Source organism: Paenibacillus sp. y28 (genome assembly GCF_037137075.1).
In the GTDB taxonomy this organism is placed as follows: domain Bacteria; phylum Bacillota; class Bacilli; order Paenibacillales; family NBRC-103111; genus JBBBNV01.
In genome coordinates, this window is the sequence record NZ_JBBBNV010000006.1 from 47,073 (window position 1) to 66,526 (window position 19,454).

The 19,454-nt window shown below is 54.1% G+C and carries 17 protein-coding genes and 1 pseudogene; 10 read left to right on the forward strand and 8 right to left on the reverse strand.

The window, feature by feature from the left end; genetic code table 11:
* The coding region (locus tag WBG83_RS07355) for a glycoside hydrolase family 2 TIM barrel-domain containing protein (protein ID WP_336744040.1) at positions 1-1,914 on the forward strand (1,914 nt) is incomplete at its 5' end.
* A 333-nt stretch (positions 1,915-2,247) separates the two neighbouring features.
* Here the strand turns inward: WBG83_RS07355 and trpB are convergent.
* Positions 2,248-3,420 (reverse strand): tryptophan synthase subunit beta, encoded by a 1,173-nt coding sequence (gene trpB, locus WBG83_RS07360; protein ID WP_336744042.1) that lies wholly within the window; start codon positions 3,418-3,420, stop codon positions 2,248-2,250.
* Between the two features lie 157 nt (positions 3,421-3,577).
* On the opposite strand from trpB, the gene WBG83_RS07365 reads away from it, so the two are divergent.
* Complete coding sequence (locus WBG83_RS07365; RefSeq protein ID WP_336744044.1) at positions 3,578-4,198, forward strand: hypothetical protein; 621 nt, start codon at positions 3,578-3,580, stop codon at positions 4,196-4,198.
* Between the two features lie 257 nt (positions 4,199-4,455).
* Complete coding sequence (locus WBG83_RS07370) at positions 4,456-4,719, forward strand: transposase (protein ID WP_336744201.1); 264 nt, start codon at positions 4,456-4,458, stop codon at positions 4,717-4,719.
* A 168-nt stretch (positions 4,720-4,887) separates the two neighbouring features.
* Here the strand turns inward: WBG83_RS07370 and WBG83_RS07375 are convergent, their stop codons facing one another.
* The 7 genes from WBG83_RS07375 to WBG83_RS07405 form a co-directional block, all read right to left on the reverse strand.
* On the reverse strand, positions 4,888-5,397 hold the full coding sequence (locus WBG83_RS07375; RefSeq protein ID WP_336744046.1) for a hypothetical protein: 510 nt from the start codon (positions 5,395-5,397) through the stop codon (positions 4,888-4,890).
* 593 nt (positions 5,398-5,990) lie between these two features.
* Positions 5,991-6,962: a FecCD family ABC transporter permease gene (locus WBG83_RS07380; protein WP_336744047.1), complete on the reverse strand. Its 972-nt coding sequence runs from the start codon at positions 6,960-6,962 to the stop codon at positions 5,991-5,993.
* On the reverse strand, positions 6,959-7,984 hold the full coding sequence (locus WBG83_RS07385; RefSeq protein WP_336744049.1) for a FecCD family ABC transporter permease: 1,026 nt from the start codon (positions 7,982-7,984) through the stop codon (positions 6,959-6,961). The genes WBG83_RS07380 and WBG83_RS07385 overlap by 4 nt, the downstream gene beginning before the upstream one ends.
* Before the next feature lie 17 nt (positions 7,985-8,001).
* Positions 8,002-9,180: an ABC transporter substrate-binding protein gene (locus tag WBG83_RS07390; RefSeq protein ID WP_336744051.1), complete on the reverse strand. Its 1,179-nt coding sequence runs from the start codon at positions 9,178-9,180 to the stop codon at positions 8,002-8,004.
* Positions 9,181-9,300: 120 nt separating this feature from the next.
* Positions 9,301-10,902 carry a helix-turn-helix domain-containing protein gene (locus tag WBG83_RS07395; protein WP_336744053.1) on the reverse strand — a complete coding sequence of 534 codons (1,602 nt, stop codon included), beginning with the start codon at positions 10,900-10,902 and terminating at the stop codon, positions 9,301-9,303.
* A gap of 75 nt (positions 10,903-10,977) precedes the next feature.
* The gene (gene glsA / locus WBG83_RS07400; protein ID WP_336744055.1) at positions 10,978-11,952 is read right to left on the reverse strand and encodes a glutaminase A; all 975 of its coding nucleotides are present in this window, start codon (positions 11,950-11,952) and stop codon (positions 10,978-10,980) included.
* A 256-nt stretch (positions 11,953-12,208) separates the two neighbouring features.
* Positions 12,209-13,060, reverse strand: a complete 852-nt coding sequence (locus tag WBG83_RS07405; protein WP_336744057.1) for an AraC family transcriptional regulator — start codon at positions 13,058-13,060, stop codon at positions 12,209-12,211.
* 141 nt (positions 13,061-13,201) lie between these two features.
* Between WBG83_RS07405 and WBG83_RS07410 the strand changes: the two genes are divergently transcribed.
* The 7 genes and pseudogenes from WBG83_RS07410 (at position 13,202) to WBG83_RS07440 (ending at position 19,406) form a co-directional block, all read left to right on the forward strand.
* Complete coding sequence (locus WBG83_RS07410) at positions 13,202-14,767, forward strand: glycoside hydrolase family 43 protein (RefSeq protein ID WP_336744059.1); 1,566 nt, start codon at positions 13,202-13,204, stop codon at positions 14,765-14,767.
* An 11-nt stretch (positions 14,768-14,778) separates the two neighbouring features.
* A complete protein-coding gene (locus tag WBG83_RS07415; RefSeq protein ID WP_336744061.1) occupies positions 14,779-14,922 on the forward strand; it encodes a hypothetical protein in 144 nt (47 codons plus the stop codon).
* 97 nt (positions 14,923-15,019) lie between these two features.
* Positions 15,020-15,223: pseudogene (locus WBG83_RS07420) on the forward strand (TIM-barrel domain-containing protein); the annotation flags it as partial.
* Between the two features lie 575 nt (positions 15,224-15,798).
* Positions 15,799-17,037 carry an S-layer homology domain-containing protein gene (locus WBG83_RS07425; RefSeq protein ID WP_336744062.1) on the forward strand — a complete coding sequence of 413 codons (1,239 nt, stop codon included), beginning with the start codon at positions 15,799-15,801 and terminating at the stop codon, positions 17,035-17,037.
* Between the two features lie 25 nt (positions 17,038-17,062).
* The gene (locus WBG83_RS07430; protein WP_336744063.1) at positions 17,063-17,224 is read left to right on the forward strand and encodes a hypothetical protein; all 162 of its coding nucleotides are present in this window, start codon (positions 17,063-17,065) and stop codon (positions 17,222-17,224) included.
* Between the two features lie 298 nt (positions 17,225-17,522).
* Positions 17,523-17,753 (forward strand): helix-turn-helix domain-containing protein, encoded by a 231-nt coding sequence (locus tag WBG83_RS07435; RefSeq protein WP_336744065.1) that lies wholly within the window; start codon positions 17,523-17,525, stop codon positions 17,751-17,753.
* A 417-nt stretch (positions 17,754-18,170) separates the two neighbouring features.
* The gene (locus tag WBG83_RS07440) at positions 18,171-19,406 is read left to right on the forward strand and encodes an MFS transporter (protein WP_336744067.1); all 1,236 of its coding nucleotides are present in this window, start codon (positions 18,171-18,173) and stop codon (positions 19,404-19,406) included.
* Positions 19,407-19,454: the final 48 nt, after the last annotated feature.

Consider the following 19,454-nt stretch of genomic DNA (forward strand, 5'->3'; position numbering starts at 1 on the left):
TCGGATTTGGAATGCCACGGCTTCAAGCTGGCCGGCAATTACAATCAGCTCAGCGATGATCCGGCTTGGGAAGCGGCCTATATCGATCGAATTGAACGCATGGTGCAGCGGGACAAAAACTACCCGTCGATTATAATTTGGTCGCTGGGGAACGAGTCGTGCTTCGGCCGCAACCATGTGGCCATGGCGGCTTGGGCGCATGCCCATGATCCGACACGGCTCGTTCACTATTGCAGTGACGACAATGCGGAATACTGCGATATGTACAGCACGATGTACACCAGTGTGGACAAAATGATCGAGCTCGGCCAGCGCGAGGATTTGCCGAAGCCGCATATTATGTGCGAATTTGCGCATGCCATGGGCAACGGACCCGGCGGGCTGACCGAGTATCTGGATGTGTTCTATACGTATAAGCGCCTGCAGGGCGGCTTCGTATGGGAGTGGATGGATCAGGGTATCCGCCAGTTCACGGAGGACGGACAGGAGTATTTCGCCTATGGCGGCGATTTCGGCGATTTCCCGAACGACTATAACTTCGTGCTGGACGGGCTGGTGCGTCCGGACCGTGTGCCGACGCCAGGCCTGCTGGAATATAAGAAGGTCATTGAACCGGTAAAAACAAGCATCGTCAAGATTGCCGCGGATGGCGCTGATCTGGAGCTGGAGAACCGCTACGATTACTTGAATCTGTCGCATCTGCGCTGCACGTGGAGCATTGCTGCTGACGGACGGATTATCGCCTCCGGGGAAGTGCAGCTGCCATCGGCGGAGGCCCGCAGCAAAGCAGCCTTGCGCATTCCATATGAGCTGCCGTCCCGGATCAAGCCGGAGTCGGAATATTGGCTGAATGTGCAGTATTCTCTGGCTAACGGCACATCGTGGGCGGAAGCGGGTCATGAGGTGGCCTGGGCTCAAATCGAACTGCCGTACGAGGCGATTGCAGCGGGAACTGATCAAAAGCAAGGAACGGCATCATTATCTGTGGCCGCTCTTCCGGTCATCCGCTGCGAGTCGACAACGACCGAGCTGCATGTGAGCGGCCCGGAATTCAAGCTTACGTTCAACCGTGTGTACGGCCGAATCGATTCGTGGACGTATGCGGGACAGGCGCTGCTCATTGAGGGGCCGCGTCTGGACTTATGGCGGGCACCGACAGACAATGACCATCGTGATGCCCGCGAATGGAAAGCCTTCGGACTGCACTGGCTCCAGCAGCGCATCGACGGCGTGAGCTGGGAGAGCGGCGCCGCAGGCCGCAGCGTCCGGGTTACGGTGAAAGCGCGTATCGCGCCGCCGCTGCTGTCCTGGGGTATTCACGTGACCTACACCTATACCGTCTATGGCAACGGTGAGGTTACGCTGACGGTAGACGGCAGCCCGCATGGCGATCTTCCGCCATCGCTGCCGCGCCTCGGGGTGCAGCTTGTGCTGCCGAAGGCACTCGACCATGTGGAGTGGTTTGGCCGCGGTCCAGGCGAATCGTACTCGGATACGAAGCAGGCCGGGCGTATCGGTCTGTATGCCGGGCGAGTGCATGAGCTGATGACGAATTATGTTTATCCGCAGGAGAACGGCAACCGCAGCGAGGTGCGCTGGGTTACGCTGGCGAATACAAGCGGTGTCGGCCTGCTGGCTGCGGGACGCCCGCTGCTGAATTTCAGCGCGCATCACTATACTGCGCAGGATTTGGAAAAAGCGCAGCATACGTACGAGCTGCAGCCGCGCGAGGAAGTGTACCTGCATCTGGATGATGGCCAGCACGGCATCGGCACCGGCAGCTGCGGTCCAGGCGTTATGCCGCAGTATACGCTGAAGCCGGAGGCCTTCAGCTTCGCCGTACAGCTTAAGCCGTACACCTCATACGGATTGTCCGCCTTTGAACTGGCCAGACGCCAGATGACGGAAGTGTAACACCGGCTTCATATCGAGCAGTCGATTAACATCACAAAAAGTGACCTTATGCGCCCATGCGGCGGATAGGGTCACTTTTTTTGCGCTTGATTTGCTATTTACCACCAATGTATTCAAATGGGAATTTAATTGAAGTCCAGTCCACAACCCAATAAATTTAACTAGATGGCACAGCCTTCAGGCCTTCAGCATCGACTGGAGATAAGACGACAAAAGCCGGTATCCCGCCCAGGCAGGATACCGGCTTCTTCTGTAGGCCGCACGCTGTGATGAGGTGAACGTGCGGCTTGGGACGCTTGTCGACAACTGGATGGGTCGCCGCTTGTCTGCTGCTTAAGCCTTCTGATCGTTCTTGAGCATCTCGAATACTTGCTCGACGTCTTTGTCGCCGCGGCCGGACAAGTTAATAATAATGACTTGGTCCTTGCTCATGGTCGGCGCCAGCTTCTTGGCATGAGCCACGGCGTGCGCGCTTTCCAGTGCAGGAATGATGCCTTCGGTGCGGGACAGCTCCTGGAATGCGGCAAGCACTTCTTCGTTAGATACGGTTACGTACTCGGCGCGGCCGTTCACCTTCAGGTGGCTGTGCTCCGGTCCGATTCCCGGATAGTCGAGTCCGGCTGCAATGGAGTAGGTTGGCTTCGGATTACCCTCTTCATCCAGCAGCACGAGGCACTTGAAGCCGTGAATGACGCTGGGAACACCATAGGTTAAGGTTGCCGCTTGGTCCGGCTCAACCCCGATGAGGCGAACCGAAGGCTCGTCCAGGTAATGGGCGAATGCTCCGATCGCATTGCTGCCTCCGCCGACGCAGGCGAGCACAGCATCCGGCAGCTTGCCTTCCTTCTCCAGAATTTGGCGTTTTGATTCCTCGCTGATGATGGACTGGAAATGCTTAACCATCGTCGGGAATGGATGCGGGCCAACCGCTGAGCCCAGCAAGTAGAAGGTGTTCTTGTAGTTTTGTACAAGATCGTTCAGAGCCTCATCGACGGCATCCTTCAGGCGTGCTTGTCCTTTGGTGACCGCTACGACCTTCGCGCCGAGCAGCTCCATCCGGAATACGTTCAGCGCCTGACGGCGGGTGTCTTCCGCGCCCATGTAGATGACGCAGTCCATGTTGAACATCGCGCAGGCGGTTGCTGTCGCTACGCCGTGCTGGCCTGCACCGGTTTCAGCGATAATGCGCTTTGCGCCCATGCGTTTGGCAAGCAAAATTTGCCCCACCACGTTATTAATTTTGTGCGCGCCGGTGTGATTGAGGTCCTCGCGCTTCAAATAAACCTTGGCACCGCCCCATTCCTTGGTCAGCTGCTCCGCAAACGTGAGGGGATTCTCGCGGCCGACATATTCCTTCAAATAGTAATTCAGCTCATTCTTGAATTCAGGGTCATCTTTATACTTGTTAAATTGCTCGCTCAAATAATCCATAACTTCCTGCAGCTCCGGGGGAATGAAGCTGCCGCCGAATTCGCCGAAATATCCTTGCTGTTGTTGTTCACTCATGCGCGTATCCTCCGATAATGTAGAAATGTACATTCTTTTTCTATTATGGACGATCCGTTAGATTTGTCAAAAGGAAATCACACTTGACAGTGGCAAGTCTCCAGCCGATTATGTAATTTTAGATTAGTAGACATTTTGATTATCGAGAATAGTGGACATGATGTTCAAAATGGACATTCGAAATAAAGAAGTAATGGCAGGATATGGTCTGCCAGTAAACCATACAGTGTGGGGAGGTGAGAGTAAAATGTCTGATGAAGGGCAGAGGTATAAGACTTCACACATCATTGACTCTGAAGATATGTTATTGAACTGGAAACCGTTAATGCAAATAAATACAGGAAGTATGCTTGGTCTATCAGAAAATGGTCATTGGATAATTGAAGAACAAACAGGGGTAAGAGTGTTAGATGAAACATGGAAGTTTAACCGCTTAATGGTCCTGCTTGAGCGACAGATTACCGAATTTAGACAAGAATTAATTAATGCTGCTATCACTTGTACTATTGATAATGATATAGTTAGAGAGTTTCCATTCTATGAGGTAGTTAAGGTTGGATTTGAACAAAAATCAGAGTACTGGGTTGAACTGGCATTAAATTGGTGGATAATGTTACCTCAAGAAAATGAAGAGATAATTAAATCTCTTGAAAAAATAGAAATATCTAAGTGGGCTTCGCAAAAATTACGCCACAGAATAAAGAAAGAACTTAGAACACGAAGAGCTTTCCTCTCGTTTACAAGCGGCAGTGGGTGTAATGGAGTGGAGAAAAGGTAGACGAATGAACCTCGAACATCGCGGAGGCAAGCAACAGTGAAGAGCGGAAGACATTACGGATGCATCGCAATGCCCTAAAAAAGAAGCTGAAGCTCATTCGTGAAGACATGCTCCCGGCCCTACGGATACACGCCTATGGAGTGACTTGCAGCGTCTTCTTTGCCGATGCCTGAAACGGTGATTGCCGATGCGGGGGATGGCAGTAAGCAAACTCTTTATATGCGAAGGGCGAGGATACAGAGCCACGTTTCGAATATCTGACTCCCTATGGCAGAGCCTGCATGAAGGGGAACGGCAACCGTCAGGTACACTGGAACACGGTATGGGAAGTGGTGACAGCAACGGCCAAAAATGCTCTTGAGCATGACATGAAATCTGCAATCTATGCTCGGCGTAAATTCGAGGTGGAGAGCGTATTTGGTCACAGCAAGGGCAAGCGGTTGTTCCTCCGCTTCTCCTTGCGAGGTATGGAGAAGGTTCACACCGAGTTCGGGATCGGGCAATGGCCCACAATCTCCTGAAACCAGCAGGTATTCGCCTCGCTGCTTTCCTGCAAAAACAGAGGTACAAAAAAGTTGGACGGTAAACATTACGTTTTCCGCCCAACTTTTTATTGTGGGGACTTATTGGACAGCCTCTGTTTCATGCCTTGAAGCTCTCAGCAATCCATGTATTGCTGAGGCTTCTTTTTAATTAAAGGAAATGTTCTTGATTTCGGCAAAGGAGAAGCCGGTAGAATAGCCTGTTTTGGCGACGGCATCCACGACGAAATATACATTACCGGTATACCAAGATGGAATATCGATGGAAGCTGAGCCGTAGTCGTCACGGACATCTTCACGGTAAAGCTCGAAATCGCCGCTGCCCAGACCGTCGGCATATACATGGATGTAAGCCGAGTGGTTGGTCGATGTGATTGCGTAGGACCAGTCAAATGTAACCTGGGTGATGCCGCCGGAAACATAAGATTGCCCTACCACCTGAATGTGGCAGTCCACATAAGTGTTCGTCGCATATTGAAGAACGTATGCGCCTGTTGATGTTTCGTCATGCTCGCGGAAGGGGGCTGTGCAGTTCCCGGATCCGGTGTCTGTGTTCACTGTCCATTGAATTGGATCGGCGCCGGCTAATGCGGACTGACTGAATGTAAACAGCAGCAGAATAGCCAGGAGCAGAGTGACAGACTTTCTTAATCTCATTATATCCCTCCAGTAAAATTGGTTATTATAGCCACATGGCGCTATATTCCAAATCATATCGAATTTTCCTCGAAAGTAAATATGTCTAAAGGTCTAGAATACTGTCGGCTTCCTGGGGAAAAGGGGATTTCTTGTCGAATGGACCATCTCCGCCGGGAAGAAATGGAGCTGAGGTTTCCTCCGGAAACGATGTTCGTGTGTGAAATCGCAGGCGCTGAGCCGGCCAAAGACATAATCCGAAGAGAAGGAGCGGTAAGGTGCATGGCGCTGGTCGACTGACCGCCGTCATGCAGCGAAACACCGCGCGCTGGGAGCTGCGCGCGGTGTGGGAGATCGGCTGTCAGTGCGGGTTGTCCAAGCTATAAACGAGGGCACACGCTGGCGGCTAATCTTGCAAACGGGGGACGGCTAGCCGCCCGCCCCGTTTGCAAGATGGAAAAATAGAGCCGGGCGAGTCGCTGGAGCCGTATCCCCTCCGGATCGGACGATGGTGTATGCGGAGGTATCAGGATCGGGGAATGGGGAAGCTTTCGGCGGTATCTCACATTCATGGCTCATCGTAACTTGGGTGCGAGGCCGGGATGGACCCATTTTTATTTTTTCCTCACCAGCAAAAAAAGAAAATACGGTGCCCCCAGCAGAGCCGTGACTATGCCTGCCGGAACTTCGACGGGGGGCATAATGATACGCCCGGCCGTATCGGCAAATGTGACGAGAATGGCGCCGAGCAGGGCGGAAACGGGCAGAACGCGTTTGAAGTTTGAGCCCACAAGCAGGCGGGCCAGATGCGGAATGACCAGGCCGATGAAGCCGATTGCGCCTGCGACGGCAACCGCACTCCCGGCTAAACTAACAGCGACGGCAATTAGCAGCAGCCGTGTTCGTTCAATTCGCATGCCTAATCCCCGCACGGATTCTTCATTTAGCAGCAAGGTATTTAACGGATGGTAGCACAGCAGGGCGACGGCAGAGCCTGCGGCCGTCCACGGCCATATCATCTCGACCTGCTCCCAGGTCCGGGCATAAAGGCTGCCTTTCAGCCAGATAAGCGCTTGTGCTGCTGAGGGAGCGAATTTGACAATAAACAGCGTAATCAGTGCCTGAATACCACTGCTGACGGCTACGCCGCAAAGAGCCAGGCGATCCGGCATAAGCCCGTTTTTGTATGCTAAAAGGTATACAAGCAGTCCGGCGCCGATAGAACCGGCGAAGGCAAACAGGGGCAGCATGCTTGCCGAATACCCCGGCACAGCCAAAATAAGGATGACGGTAGCAAGGCCTCCGCCTGCCGTCACTCCGATAAGATCCGGAGCGGCGAGCGGATTCCGGGTTACGCCTTGCAGGATTGAGCCGGCAATCGCCATATTGATGCCGATGCAAATCGCAATGAGAAGCCGGGGAAGCCGATAATCGAATGTAATGCCTTCCCGCCCGCGAAGCTCTTCGGCGACTTGGGCAAACGGAAGGTTTACAGCGCCGAGACGAAGGCCGAGGATAATCATCACAACGAGCGTAACGGAGCCAAGGCTCATGACCCATATCCAGTGGCGTTGATTGGTTGTCATGCAGTCCGGCCTCCCATACTGCGGCGCATCAAATACAGGAAAAATGGAGTTCCCAGAAGCGCAGTAATAATCCCGACGGGAGTATCCGTAGGATACAGTACCCATTGTCCGCCAATATCGGCCACCAGCAGCAGAACGGCTCCGGCCATGGCGGAAAGCGGGACAATTCGTCTATAGTCGGCGCCAGCCACTGTCCTGACGATATGCGGAACCATTAATCCGACAAAGCCGATGGGACCCGCAAGGGCAACCGCACCGCCGACCAGTGCGAGAATGAGAATAAACGCCAGCCTTCTCACTTGTCCGGACCGCTGGCCAAGACCGCCTGCGGCCTCCTCACCAAGAGAGAAAATATTGAGCTGGCCTGAGATGATGCAGCTGATGGCGGCTGCAGGAATGATGCAAATCAGGCTTAGCTGTACGTCGGTCCAGGTGGCGCCGGACAATTTGCCGGCCATCCAGTACAGGATTTCCGACAGGTTATCATCATGGAGAATCAGGAAGCCCGTAGTCAGGGACCCCATGAAAAAAGAAACGGCAATGCCAGCCAGTACAAGCCGTGTCGGCGTATATTTTCCGTACAAGGACAGCAGGTACACAATACTGCCGCCGGCCGCAGCTCCGGCAAAGCCCGCAATCAAAATTGTAAGTGTGACATCCTTCAGGCCCAGCAGGACCAGGGACAGGACCACGAAGAAGGAGGCGCCTTGGTTGATGCCCATTATTTCCGGGTCGGACAGCGGATTACGGGTAATACCTTGCAGGAGGCACCCGGCGACACCAAGTCCTGCGCCGATAATAAGAGCCAGCACGACCCGGGGAAGTCGGACGAACCATACTTTATAGGCGAGCAAATTCGTTTCGTCGACCGTCATCAGCTCAGGGAGCTTGCTCCAGCTCAAGCCCTTTACTCCGGCGAAAGTGCCGGTTAATGCGGCGATTAGCAGCAGACCCGTCAGGCCGATAAAAAGAGAAAGAGCGGATCTCGTCCGCTCCGGTTTGCCTGTGTGCAGTTGATTCACGGTGATCCCCCTGAACGTTAGTTATTCGCGCTCATCGTTTTCACGGCTTGGTCAAGAATCAGCTGGGCTGCCCGCGGCCCCCGGCCCTTCGACCATAAGTCACGGCTTACCGCAATCGATTTATTTTCTTTTACTGCCTTCAGATTTTTATAAATCGGATTGGACGCCCATTTGCCGAGATCACCGTAGTAGAATAAATAATCCGGATTGATTTCGCTTAACCGCTCCAGGCTGAGCTTGGCAATGTCCGTTTTGCTTTCTGCAGCAGAGGTGTCCTTATTCCCGTCAAATGCATAATTTGCACCGATGGACGAGAGCAGAGAACCGATAAATGAGGTTTTCACCCACACGGTTGAATCATCCTCGAAGGCGCCGACAACCAGCACCGTGGGGGCGCTTTTCAACGTGTCCTTGCCGGCCTTAATTTTATTCTCAATATCCAGCTTCACGGCTTCGGCTTGTTCTTTTTTACCGAGCACATCGCCAACGGCAATCAGGTTTGCGAGCACTTCTTGGTAATTGTGATCATCGAGGGCGATGGTTGGTGCAATGTCCGACAGCTGTTTCTTAATCATTTCATGCCGGTCCGGGTTGGCGATAATCAAATCGGGCCTGGCCGATTTCAAGACCTCCAGGTTCGGCTGCTTGGCTTGTCCCGCATTCGCAATTCCTTCGGATTTGACGGTATCCCGGAGGTAGTCGGGGAAGCCGGACTCCCCAATGCCTACAGTCACGGCAGGCACAACCTTCAATACGGAAAGCAAATCAATAAAAGAATAGTCGAGCGCAGCGATTTTTTTAGGGGCTTCGTTAAATTTCGTCTCGCTCCAGACGTGTTTTATCGTCTTCTGTGATGTGCCCGGGGCCTGTGCGGACCCTGAAGCAGCTGAAGCGTTGCTTGCCGCAGCTCCTGTTGAGCCTGCATCGGCGGTGCCGGACGGCTTCGAATTCGTGCCGCAGCCGGAGAGCGGCAGAGCGCACAGCATGACGGCTGCGATGAGGGCGGCGGAAGCTTTGTTGAAGGATTGCATCTGTTGATTGACCTCCCGTATCGGTATGAGTGCTTTGGCGGCTTCATCGGTTCCATGAAGAAAATGAAAATCATTATCACCATCGCGTATCATCACGATTATAGACAGGCGGGAGCAAATACGCCATGAATAATATTGTTCAAATGCTTGTATAATATTGTCCATTCTTGCTTGGCGCTCCAGACAGAACAAAGCCGGGGTTATACGGCGGAATGCATTCCTGGGGGCCGATGCAGCCGGAGTCCTCCTCTCCAGCGGCCCAGGGACAGCGACGAACCGATGCCGCTAATGCACAAACAAACGTACCGTCTCGTCCAGCATCATTTCATGACTCAACGCAGAATAGTCCAGCCACGGGTAATAGGAATTGATCTGCATCCATTGATTGCTTCTTACGGCTGTCAGCGCCTTCCATTCCGGACTGCTTATCAGCTTCCGGTACAGTTTGCGATCCGTTTTCTTGGGTGAAGTCATAAGCAAGATATAATCCGCGTCGAAATGGGGCAGCTCGTGAATGGAAACGGTCTTGCGCCAACGGATATTCCGGACTTCCCGGGGCGGGGCTAGCTTCAAATCATGATAGAGCACGCTGCCGATATTGCGGCCAACCCCGTACACGCGAAGCTTTCCTCCGACAATTCGCAGAATAAATACCGTCGCGTCGCCAATCAGGCTGCGGATTTGTCTGCTAGCCTGTGCGGCCTTGTCATCATATTGCTGCAGCCACCGGAGGGCTTCCTTTTCTTTGCCCAGGACAGCGGCGATTTTGTTGAACCGCTCCCGCCAGTCCAGCTCCCAATAAGGCAAAATGACTGTCGGTGCGATGGCCGACAAATCCGAGCTGTATTCCGGGGAATCAGTGACAATCAAATCCGGCTGAATCTGAATAAGCTCGTTCAAATAATGGGTGTTTTCCGTATGAATCGGGACAGCGTCTGTAAGCTGGCTTGTCAGGTGCGGCCCGCCAACCCGGCCTTCTGTAATGACCGATGCATAGGGGGTGACGCCGAGAGCCAGCAAATCGCCATTGTAGGTGTAGCGGGTTACAGCTACCTTTTGGCGGTATTTTTTGCTGTAGCTGGCAGGAGAATATCCGGTTTCCTTTTTGAAAATCCGGCTGAAATACGATTCCTCATTGTAACCGACGCTCCGGGCCACGTCCTGTATGGATAGGCCCGACAGAATAAGCAGCTCCTTGGCCCGGTTAATCCGCAGCCGGGTCATATACTCAGCGCTCCCGATGCCCTTGGTTTTTTTAAACAGGCGGGAATAGTAGCTGGGGCTGAAGCCGGCTATTTTGGCCAGCGTTTCCAAGGAAATGGGGCTCATATAATTTTCCTTCATATAAGCAAGTGTCCGTTCTATGCCTTGCAAGGGGTGATGGGCCTGATTTTGATGCTCCACCGCCAACATATACAGCAGCTCATAGAATAAATGCTTCTGCTGAAAGCTTTCCTGCCCGCCTGCCGATCCGGCAAGCTGATGCAGCTGCTCGACCAGCCGGGTTACCCGGGCTTGATCGGTTACCGGAATTTTGCCCTGTATCGGGAAGGAACGGGAGGCTTCGCGGTAGAACGACCAGTTGTCATTCGTTTTGTGCGGCTCCATCACCTTAAATTCAAGCATATAGCAGTCCAGCAAATGGGTGTTATCCGTGACGGCCTCAAGCTTCTGTCCTTTTGTAAGGATATACACTTGGCCCGGCGAAGCCAGATACGCTTCCCCGCTGATTTCGAGCCTGCCCCGGCCTTTATGAATGTACAGAATTGTATTGGCGGGCAAGCTTTGCGGGGAAAGCACCCAATCAGCGGCACACTTCATATGGGTGACGCTTGATAGCTGAAGCAGCATTTCGTTTAATGTGTGAAAAACAATATCCTGCGCCAATTCGATAACCCCATTTGTTGTATAAAAATTAAATGCCGCAGCACCGGGCAAGGTTCAATAAAGCAGGCCGAACTTCTAGAATATGCTCCAATCCATCGCCTGCGAAATGGTTTCCAGCAGATGCACGCCGGCGGTGCTGTTTCCCTTATCGTTAAGCGCAGGGCCGACAACACCGATGCCGTACCGTCCGGGGACGAGGGTAAGGATACCGCCGGATACGCCGCTTTTGGCCGGAAGGCCGGCACGGATGGCGAATTCGCCGGAAGCGTTATACATGCCGCACGTAATCATGAAGGTTTTGGCGATTTGGACGTAACGTCTCGGAATAAGCTGGCGGCCCGTCAACGGGTCGGTTCCGTCATAGGCGAGCACGAGAGCCATACGGGCGATATGGCCGCAGGTAACCTCGATGGCGCAGTGCTTGAAGTATACCTCCAGCACATCCTCCACATCGCCTTCGAGCACGCGGTTTGCCTTCAGCAAATAGGCAATTGAGCGGTTCCGGTTTGCAGTGGCCGCCTCAGAGCGGTATACGGCCTCATTGTAGGCCAGCGAGCTGTCGCCCGCGAGATCGCGGAAAAAGGCAAGGACGCGCTCAGACTTTTCCTTTGGCGTAGCCCCTTTGATTAAGGAGGAAATGGAAATTGCTCCGGCGTTAATGAGCGGGTTGAACGGAATTCCCGGCACGACGATCTCCAGCTTCACCATGGAGTTGAAATCATCTCCGGTCGGCTCCATGCCAACCTTGGTGAAAACGCCGTCCTCACCGTGATCGATCAAGGCGAGCAGCAGAGTGAATACTTTGGAGATGCTTTGCATCGTAAAGCGCAATTCGGCGTCCCCGGCCGATACGCTTACGCCTTGTCCGTCCAGCACGGTGATGCCGAGCGCATTATACGGGGCTCCGGCGAGTTCGGGAATATAGGAGGCGACCCGGCCAGATGAAGCTTGAATCCGGCTTGTTTCGAGCCAGTCCGGCAGCTCCTTGGCCAAGGCGGCTAGAGGTCCTTGCGGGGGATGGGAACGGTCTGTTTGATGGTTGTCTGTCATATGTGTCGGCTCCTTTTGTGCAGGCTTGCATCAGTGATATATTCTATTGTACGTCATTTACGGCGGATAGGGGAAACATTCCTTCGCTTCCGCGCGGCGGCGTGAATTTGGTTGACCCACAAGTGCGGTTTACCACCGGCATACAGCGCCGAAATGGACACTTCACATGTGGTTGATGTGGCACCGCACCCCGCGCTGGGAGCTGCGCGAGGTGCCAAAAGGGGGCTGCGCACAGTGCGAATCAGCCGAGTGAAGCTTAGTCTTCCTTGTGCTTGCGGTAATACATTGGCGTTACCCCGGTAAGCTTTTTAAAGACAACATTGAAATGAGCGGTTTGAATAAAGCCGGTTTTTTCGGCGATGACGCTTATTTTGTCCGGGGATGTTCGCAGCAGCCGCTGGGCCTCGCGTATTCGTATCATCTGGACGTATTCGCGGAAGCTGAAGCCGGTAACCCGTTTAAAAATCCGGCTCAAATAGGAAGGACTAATATAAAACCGGCCGGCCACCTCCTCCAGCGTTAGGGATTCCTCCAGATGCGCGCCGAGGTAAGCGGCAATTTCAGAAATTTTCTGATGCAGCGGGTGCTCAGATGGAGCTTGCCCGGTGGCGGCGGGATGCCGGAGCCGGCGAATGAGCACGAGCAGCAGCATGAGCAGCGCCCGGATGCTCGTCACACAGCCTTCCCGGCTCAGCGTGGCCTCTTCCAGCATTTTGCGGCATATGGCCTCCACAGCCGCCTGATCCTTGAGCTGAAAGCGCAGCAGCGGCGATCCGGCCGGGAACGGCAGAAGCGCGGCATCGGCACGCGCCAGCTCCGGCGCAAGGAACTGCTCGGTGAAGTGAATCAATATGCGCTCGCACCGCTTGGTTTCATTGTTGGCAGTCCGGTGCAAATCGCTCGGATTGACCAGCACTACATCTCCCGGCTGCATCTCATACACACTGCCGTTCATAAAAAAGCTGCGCCCGCCGCCAAGACAGTAGAACAGCTCATAGAAAGGGTGGGCATGAGCGCGCGCCATCGACACCTGCCCGGTCCGCAGCACATATTGAATGGCGAAATTGCCGTTGTCCAGACTAAGCTTGGGTCCGAATATATCTTCCACGGTCTACGATTCCTTTCCAAAAATGGACATCAATAATAAATTTTTGTGCAAAAAGAACGAATCAAAAAAACTTTTTTAACTTGATTGTCCTTATACTAGAGCATAAGAAGAAACTACCTTTTTGTAAAGGAAGACATGAAAATGAACACATTCACAAATCCGGTGTTATCCGGCTGCTATGCCGATCCGTCCTTTTGCCGCGTAGGGGAGGACTATTATCTGGTTACCTCCTCGTTTGAATACTTTCCGGGGGTTCCGATTTTTCACAGCAAGGATTTGGTCAACTGGCATCAAATCGGGCATGTTCTGGACCGCCCGTCCCAGCTGAATCTGGATGGCACCCCGTGCTCGCGGGGGATTTATGCTCCGACCATTCGGTACCACGAAGGGGTATTTTATATGATTACAACCTTCGTCGTCAGTGCAACGGGAGCGAGACGCAATTTTTATGTAACGGCGGAAAATCCGTCCGGACCCTGGTCAGACCCGGTCTGGCTGGTGGATGCGCCGGGGATTGATCCCTCCTTGTTTTTTGATGGAGACGGCAAGGTATATTTCACCGCGAACCGGGTTCCTCCGGCCGGTCAGCAATATCCGAAGCATATGGAAATTTATATGCAGGAGCTGGATTTGCAATCGGGCCGGCTTACGGGCCCGAAATATAGTCTGTGGGACGGGGCGCTTAAGCAAATTCATGCTCAGGAAGCGCCGCATCTGTACAAGATTGACGGCCTGTATTACTTGCTGATTGCCGAAGGCGGTACGGGGTTTACGCATTCCGTGACCATTGCCCGGAGCGAAGTCTTGACCGGACCGTATGAGGTGTGCAAGATGAATCCGATTTTGACTCATCGTCATCTGGGCCAGCAGGCTCCGATTGTAAACGTCGGTCACGCCGACATCGTACAGACGCAGCATGGCGAATGGTGGATGGTGTGTCTCGGCTCGCGGCCGCGCGGCGGGTACTATCGCAACATGGGACGGGAAACGTTCCTCGTTCCGTTCGTGTGGGAGGAGGGCTGGCCGGTCGTCAATCCGGGCAAAGGCATCGTTGAGCTGGAGATGGCCCGCCCGTCACTGGCGGAGCACCGCTGGGCTGCGCCTCCCGCCTGCGATCATTTTGATTCGCCGGAGCTTGCGCCGCAGTGGAACTTTCTACGGACGCCGCGCGGCGATTACTGGTCGCTCACCGAGCGTCCGGGCCATCTGCGCCTGAAGCTGAAGGCAGATACGGTTATGGCTGAACAAAATCCAAGCTTTGTCGGCCGCCGCCAGCAGCATCATGATTTTGCAGTCCGTACCGTACTTGAATTCCGCCCGCAGTCTCCAGCTCAGGCGGCAGGACTCGTGCTGCTGCAAAATGATGCCTTCCAGTACCGGATGGAATGGCGCGGCGGCACGGAAGGCGGATCGGAAATCTGCCTTGTCCGGCGCAGCGGCGGGACGGACGAACTACTTGCGTCAGCCATGGTGGCGGCGGACAAGCTCTATTTGAAGACGGAGGTATACGGCCAGCATTTCAGCTTTTATTACGGTACTCAATCCGAGCGGTGGCACACGCTGCTGGAAGGGGCCGACGGGCGCATTTTGAGCACGGACGTGGCTGGAGGCTTTTCCGGCACCTATATCGGTTTATATGCGAGCAGTAACGGGCAGCCTGCCGCCGGTTATGCTGATTTTGATTATTTCGAGTACACACGGCTGTAGGAGGAGAGCAAATGTATCTTTTTTCATATTTCAAAACAGCGGATGAAGCACTGTATTTGGCGGTATGGGAGGATGTTACCGCTCGGATGGTGTTTCCGCCGGGACTGCGGCACGGAAGTGTCGTACCGCTCCGCTGGCCTCTTGGGCAGGAATGATGCTTAGCGCACTGGATATGGAGCAGGCAGCCCCCGCATTTTGCTCGGGCGGGATACACCAGCCTTTTAGTAGGTGAGGTTTAAATTCGTTTTTGTAGTTCCGTTCCACGTGTTTCACTTCGACTGCTTCTGGATGAAGGAATTCCAGTGGTGCGATTTTGAAGGGGACAAGGACGTGCTCCCGGATCCGCCGGCGCTGCTGAAGCGCCTGAAGGACAAAGGGCTGAGCATCTGCGTCTGGATTCACTCGTACATCGCCCGGAAATCCTATCTGTTTGAAGAAGGCAAAGCGAACGGCTTTCCGCACCGCGCGCAGCTCCCAGTACCCCGTGTTTCGCTGCATGACGGCGGTCGGTCGATCACCTGCGGCGCGGATGCCATGGAAGCGGTAGAGGGCGCAGGCTGGACTGCGGAAAGCCAAGGCGTGCGTCTGACTCCGCAAGCAGGGGCAGCGACAATCACGGTGCAGCTGAAAGCATAAGAAGCATGGAAGGGTCAATCCTTCCTGACGTATCGTCGAAGCAACGCGGCAAGACTTCTTTTATTATAGAAGAATTGAAACGACAGCTGTTGGAAAAGAACTGGCTACTAAGCATCAGGTCGGATTTGCGATTTCAGCAGCAACGAAGGCGAAATCATTTTTCTTGAAGCCCTTTGAATGCACCAGGCCGTATAATAAAGAATTTACTGGCGGGGGATGGGCCGGAAGTCACATGCAGTTCTGCATTTTTGAAGAGTTTAGTAATAGAAATTCAGCTACCGGTTTTTATTTTACAAGCCTGCGGGGAATATGTTACTATCAGGGAATAATCAAATGATAATAATAATCATTATTGTCTTTGTGAGGCCGATTATAATGCAAAGGGGAAGTTTACAATGATGCGGAAATCTCCATTTAAAAAAGCGATGTGCAGTGTGTGCCTGGTATCCTTACTCGTCTCTGCAGCTCCTGTTTCGGCTGCTTTGGCATCGGCGCCGGCCGCGCCAGCCGTTCAAGTGCTGGCTGCGGACAGCTCCAGCGCGTTGAAGGATGGCGTGTACTCTATGAACTATACCATTAAGAAATTTGGTACCAATCAGGATTCGGTTATGCAGGGCTATGTTTTGACACCGGGGCAGCTCACGGTCAAGCAAGGCAAATATTCGTTCTCCTTTACGCTCAAGCAAAGCAAAGAAATTACCGCACTGAAGACGGAAGTCAACGGCGCGTTGAAGGATGTTGAGGTTGTCGGCACCAATGCGCAGGAAAACACGCGTACCGTCCAGTTCGAGGTCGACAAGCTCAATTCGAAGCTGAAGGCTTGGGTTAAAATCGAGTGGGCAGCCATGAACTATTTCCACGAGTACGATATTGAGCTTGTCATGGATGCGGACAGTGCAAAGAAAATCGCCGATTTGCCGGGCGGCGAAAAGCCGGATGGCGCCAAGGGAGCAGAAGCGCCTCAGCAGACGGAAGGAAATCCGGCTGGCAAACCGGGAACCGCTCCTGCGCAGCCGACGGGAGACAAGCCGACGGACAAGCCGGATGAGCAAACCGGCTCGACCGCTGCGGCTCCGGCTTCGAAGCCTGTGACGGATTTGAACGGCCACTGGGCGAAGGAAAAGGTGGAGCAAGCGATTCAAAAAGGGATTGCCAACGGCTATGATGACGGCACCTTTCTGCCTAATGGCGCCATCAGCCGCGCCGAATTCGCCGTCCTGCTCAGCCGTGCGCTGAAGCTGCAGGAGCCGGCTGCCGAGCTAAGCTTTGCTGACGCAGGACAAATCCCGTCCTGGGCTGTTTCCGATCTGCAAAAGGTGGTAGGCGCGGGCATTCTTGGCGGCTATGAGGACAATACGTTCCGTCCGGACCGCAACATTACGCGTTCGGAAATTGCAGTGACGATTGTGCGTACGCTGGGTCTTCTTCCGGCAGGAGAAGAGGAGAAAGCTCCTGGACTTGCCTTCGCCGATGCGAAGGATGTTCCCGAGTGGGCGGAGGCTGCCGTAGCGGCCGCGTTTAAAGCGGGTATTATTAGCGGCAAGGACAATAACCGCTTCGATCCGGCAGCGAATGCAACTCGCGCCGAAGCGGTATCCCTCGTGCTGTCCCTGCTGGAGTTTAATCAGAAGTAAAATAGGAACTGCCGGGTAACACGGCATGACGGTGGTTGTCGACCGCAGGTATAACGGAATCATCCAACTGATTGTAGCCCTCTTGGACGGTACGGACGTGAAGCTCACGCTGTATCGTTTAAGGGGGTTTTTTATGATTTTTTGGCAGCTTGACCCGTCATGGCTGCAAGAGCGGGGAGAAGACTGAGGGGATTCGGCTGCCAGCGAACGATTCGAAGCTAAGAATGTACATTCTGAATAAATGCCGGGCTCCAAGGGACAAACGGAACGTGAACTAACCATGGGTCCGTTGCCGAATAAGCCGCATGCTGCTGGAGAGCACGCGCAGCTCCCAGCGCGGTGTTTCGCTGCATGACGGCGGTCGGTCGACCACGAATGTTGCTGCCGGACAACTGCCCGGCGGGCTTGTTTTTCTGGTACAATGCAATCAGGGGATGATGCAGAACGCGGGCCATGCCGGTTGAATCAAAAGGAGAAGAAAAGGAATGGAATTTAAGGATAAATTGAAGGAGCTGCGTCGGCAGCGGGATATTTCACTTCGGAAGCTGGGGGAGAAGGCGGGGATCAGCTACTCGATATTGAACGCAATCGAGAACGGTCGGTTTCATCCATCGAAGGAGATCGTGATTTCCATCGCCTACGCGCTGCGCTGCGAGCAGATGGAGGAGCTGCTGGCGCTGGCGGGGTATGCCTTCGAGCCTGAGGCTGAGCAATAACTGCCGGCTTCGTGCTGGCAGCCGCTTGCGAGGAGCAATATGGTTTGACCGAAAGGGGCTCCACACTGCGCGCAGCTCCCGGCGTACCGTTCGGCGTTGCATGACGGTAGTCAGCCGCATCGGGATTGAAAGGACGGCAGGTTTCTGGAACAGCTCCAGCCAGTTATGGGGAATATTCACGGTCGGCTGATCTGTTTGGGCGGACAAGAGGAGGGGGGAGGCGCAGAAACTGCATCAAGGCAATACTCGTAATGGATAATTCAAATTATCCAAAAGGATAATATGTCCCACCGCAGAAAGCGTGATATGATAGTCCCGTAAAACAAACGGGATGATTCGCGTTTTTTTGATTCTTAAGGAAAAGGCGGGAGCAGCGTATATGAAACAGCATCATTGTTCCGAACGAGAACCTGTCCTATGACCGACCAATGGAGAACGAATTTTCGTTACCTGTGGGGCGGTCATTTTTTGTCGGTGCTCAGTGCAATGGTCATTGCCCCCATGCTGCCGTTCTATATGAATCAGCTCGGGGCGGACGATCCGGCCTCCGTGCTGATGTGGAGCGGTCTTGCTTTGGCTGCTTCTCCGGTTACGGCGGCATTGACCGCGCCGCTGTGGGGGAAGCTTGGGGATGGTTCAAGCAGGAAATGGATGGTAATCCGGGCACTGCTCGGATCGGCTTTCGTGCTGGCGGGTATGGGGCTGGTGCAGACACCGTTTCAATTGTTTATTATGCGGCTGCTGCAAGGGGCGCTTGGCGGGGTTGTTGATGCCGTCGGTGCGTTTGCGGCTTCCGAGGCCCGGCCACAGGAGCAGGGACACGTACGGGGGAAGCTGGAGGGCGCGCTGGCTGCAGGCTCGATGCTGGGCCCGCTGCTTGGCGGCTTTGCGCTGGCAACGCTTGGCTTCCGCCCGCTGTTTTTACTGCTCGGCGCATTGCTGGGCCTATGGACCTTGCTTTGCCTGCTGGGGTTAAAGGAGGCGCGCCGGGAAAAGACGCGTTCGGCTGTACCTCGCCGGATGACGGGAGATCTGATTCAGCTGTGCCGGGAACGCAGGGTGTTTGTATTTCTAATGGCGGGCGTGCTGGCGAACGTGGGGATGTACGGGCTGCTGACCGTGCTGCCGGTTTATGTGGGACAGCATGCGGAGCCCTCGTCGCATTCGGCTGCTTGGGTAGGCGTATTGCAGGCGGTAAACTGGGCCTCGGTCTGGTTTGCTTCCTCGTGGTGGGGGAAAAGAAATGATCGGCTGCCCGTTAGCCGGAACTATATTTTGGCTTCGGGGCTGTGCGGTGTTGCTATTCTATGCCAAGCGGCAGCTCCGGCCCTTGAGTGGCTTATCCCGCTGCGAGTGATGCAGGGGCTGGCGTCCAGTGCGCTGCTGCAGTCCGTGTTCTTGATTGTTACCCGCTCGTCGCCCCCGGACCAGCTTGGATCGCGCCTTGGATTTGCGAGGAGCATTTTGTTTACAGGCCAAATTGCCGGACCGATAGCAGTCGGCTTCATGGGCAGTCTGCTGTCGCCACCTGTCATATTTGCATTAAACGGGACAATCATTATGGCCGGCGGCCTGTTTGTCTGGTTATTTGCGGAGCCCAAAAACAGGCTGGCGAGCGTAAATTTACAACAGAATGAGGGTAAAATTGGATAACATAACAGATCCTTCAGGATATGGACGCTTGTTATGACGCTGCGATAC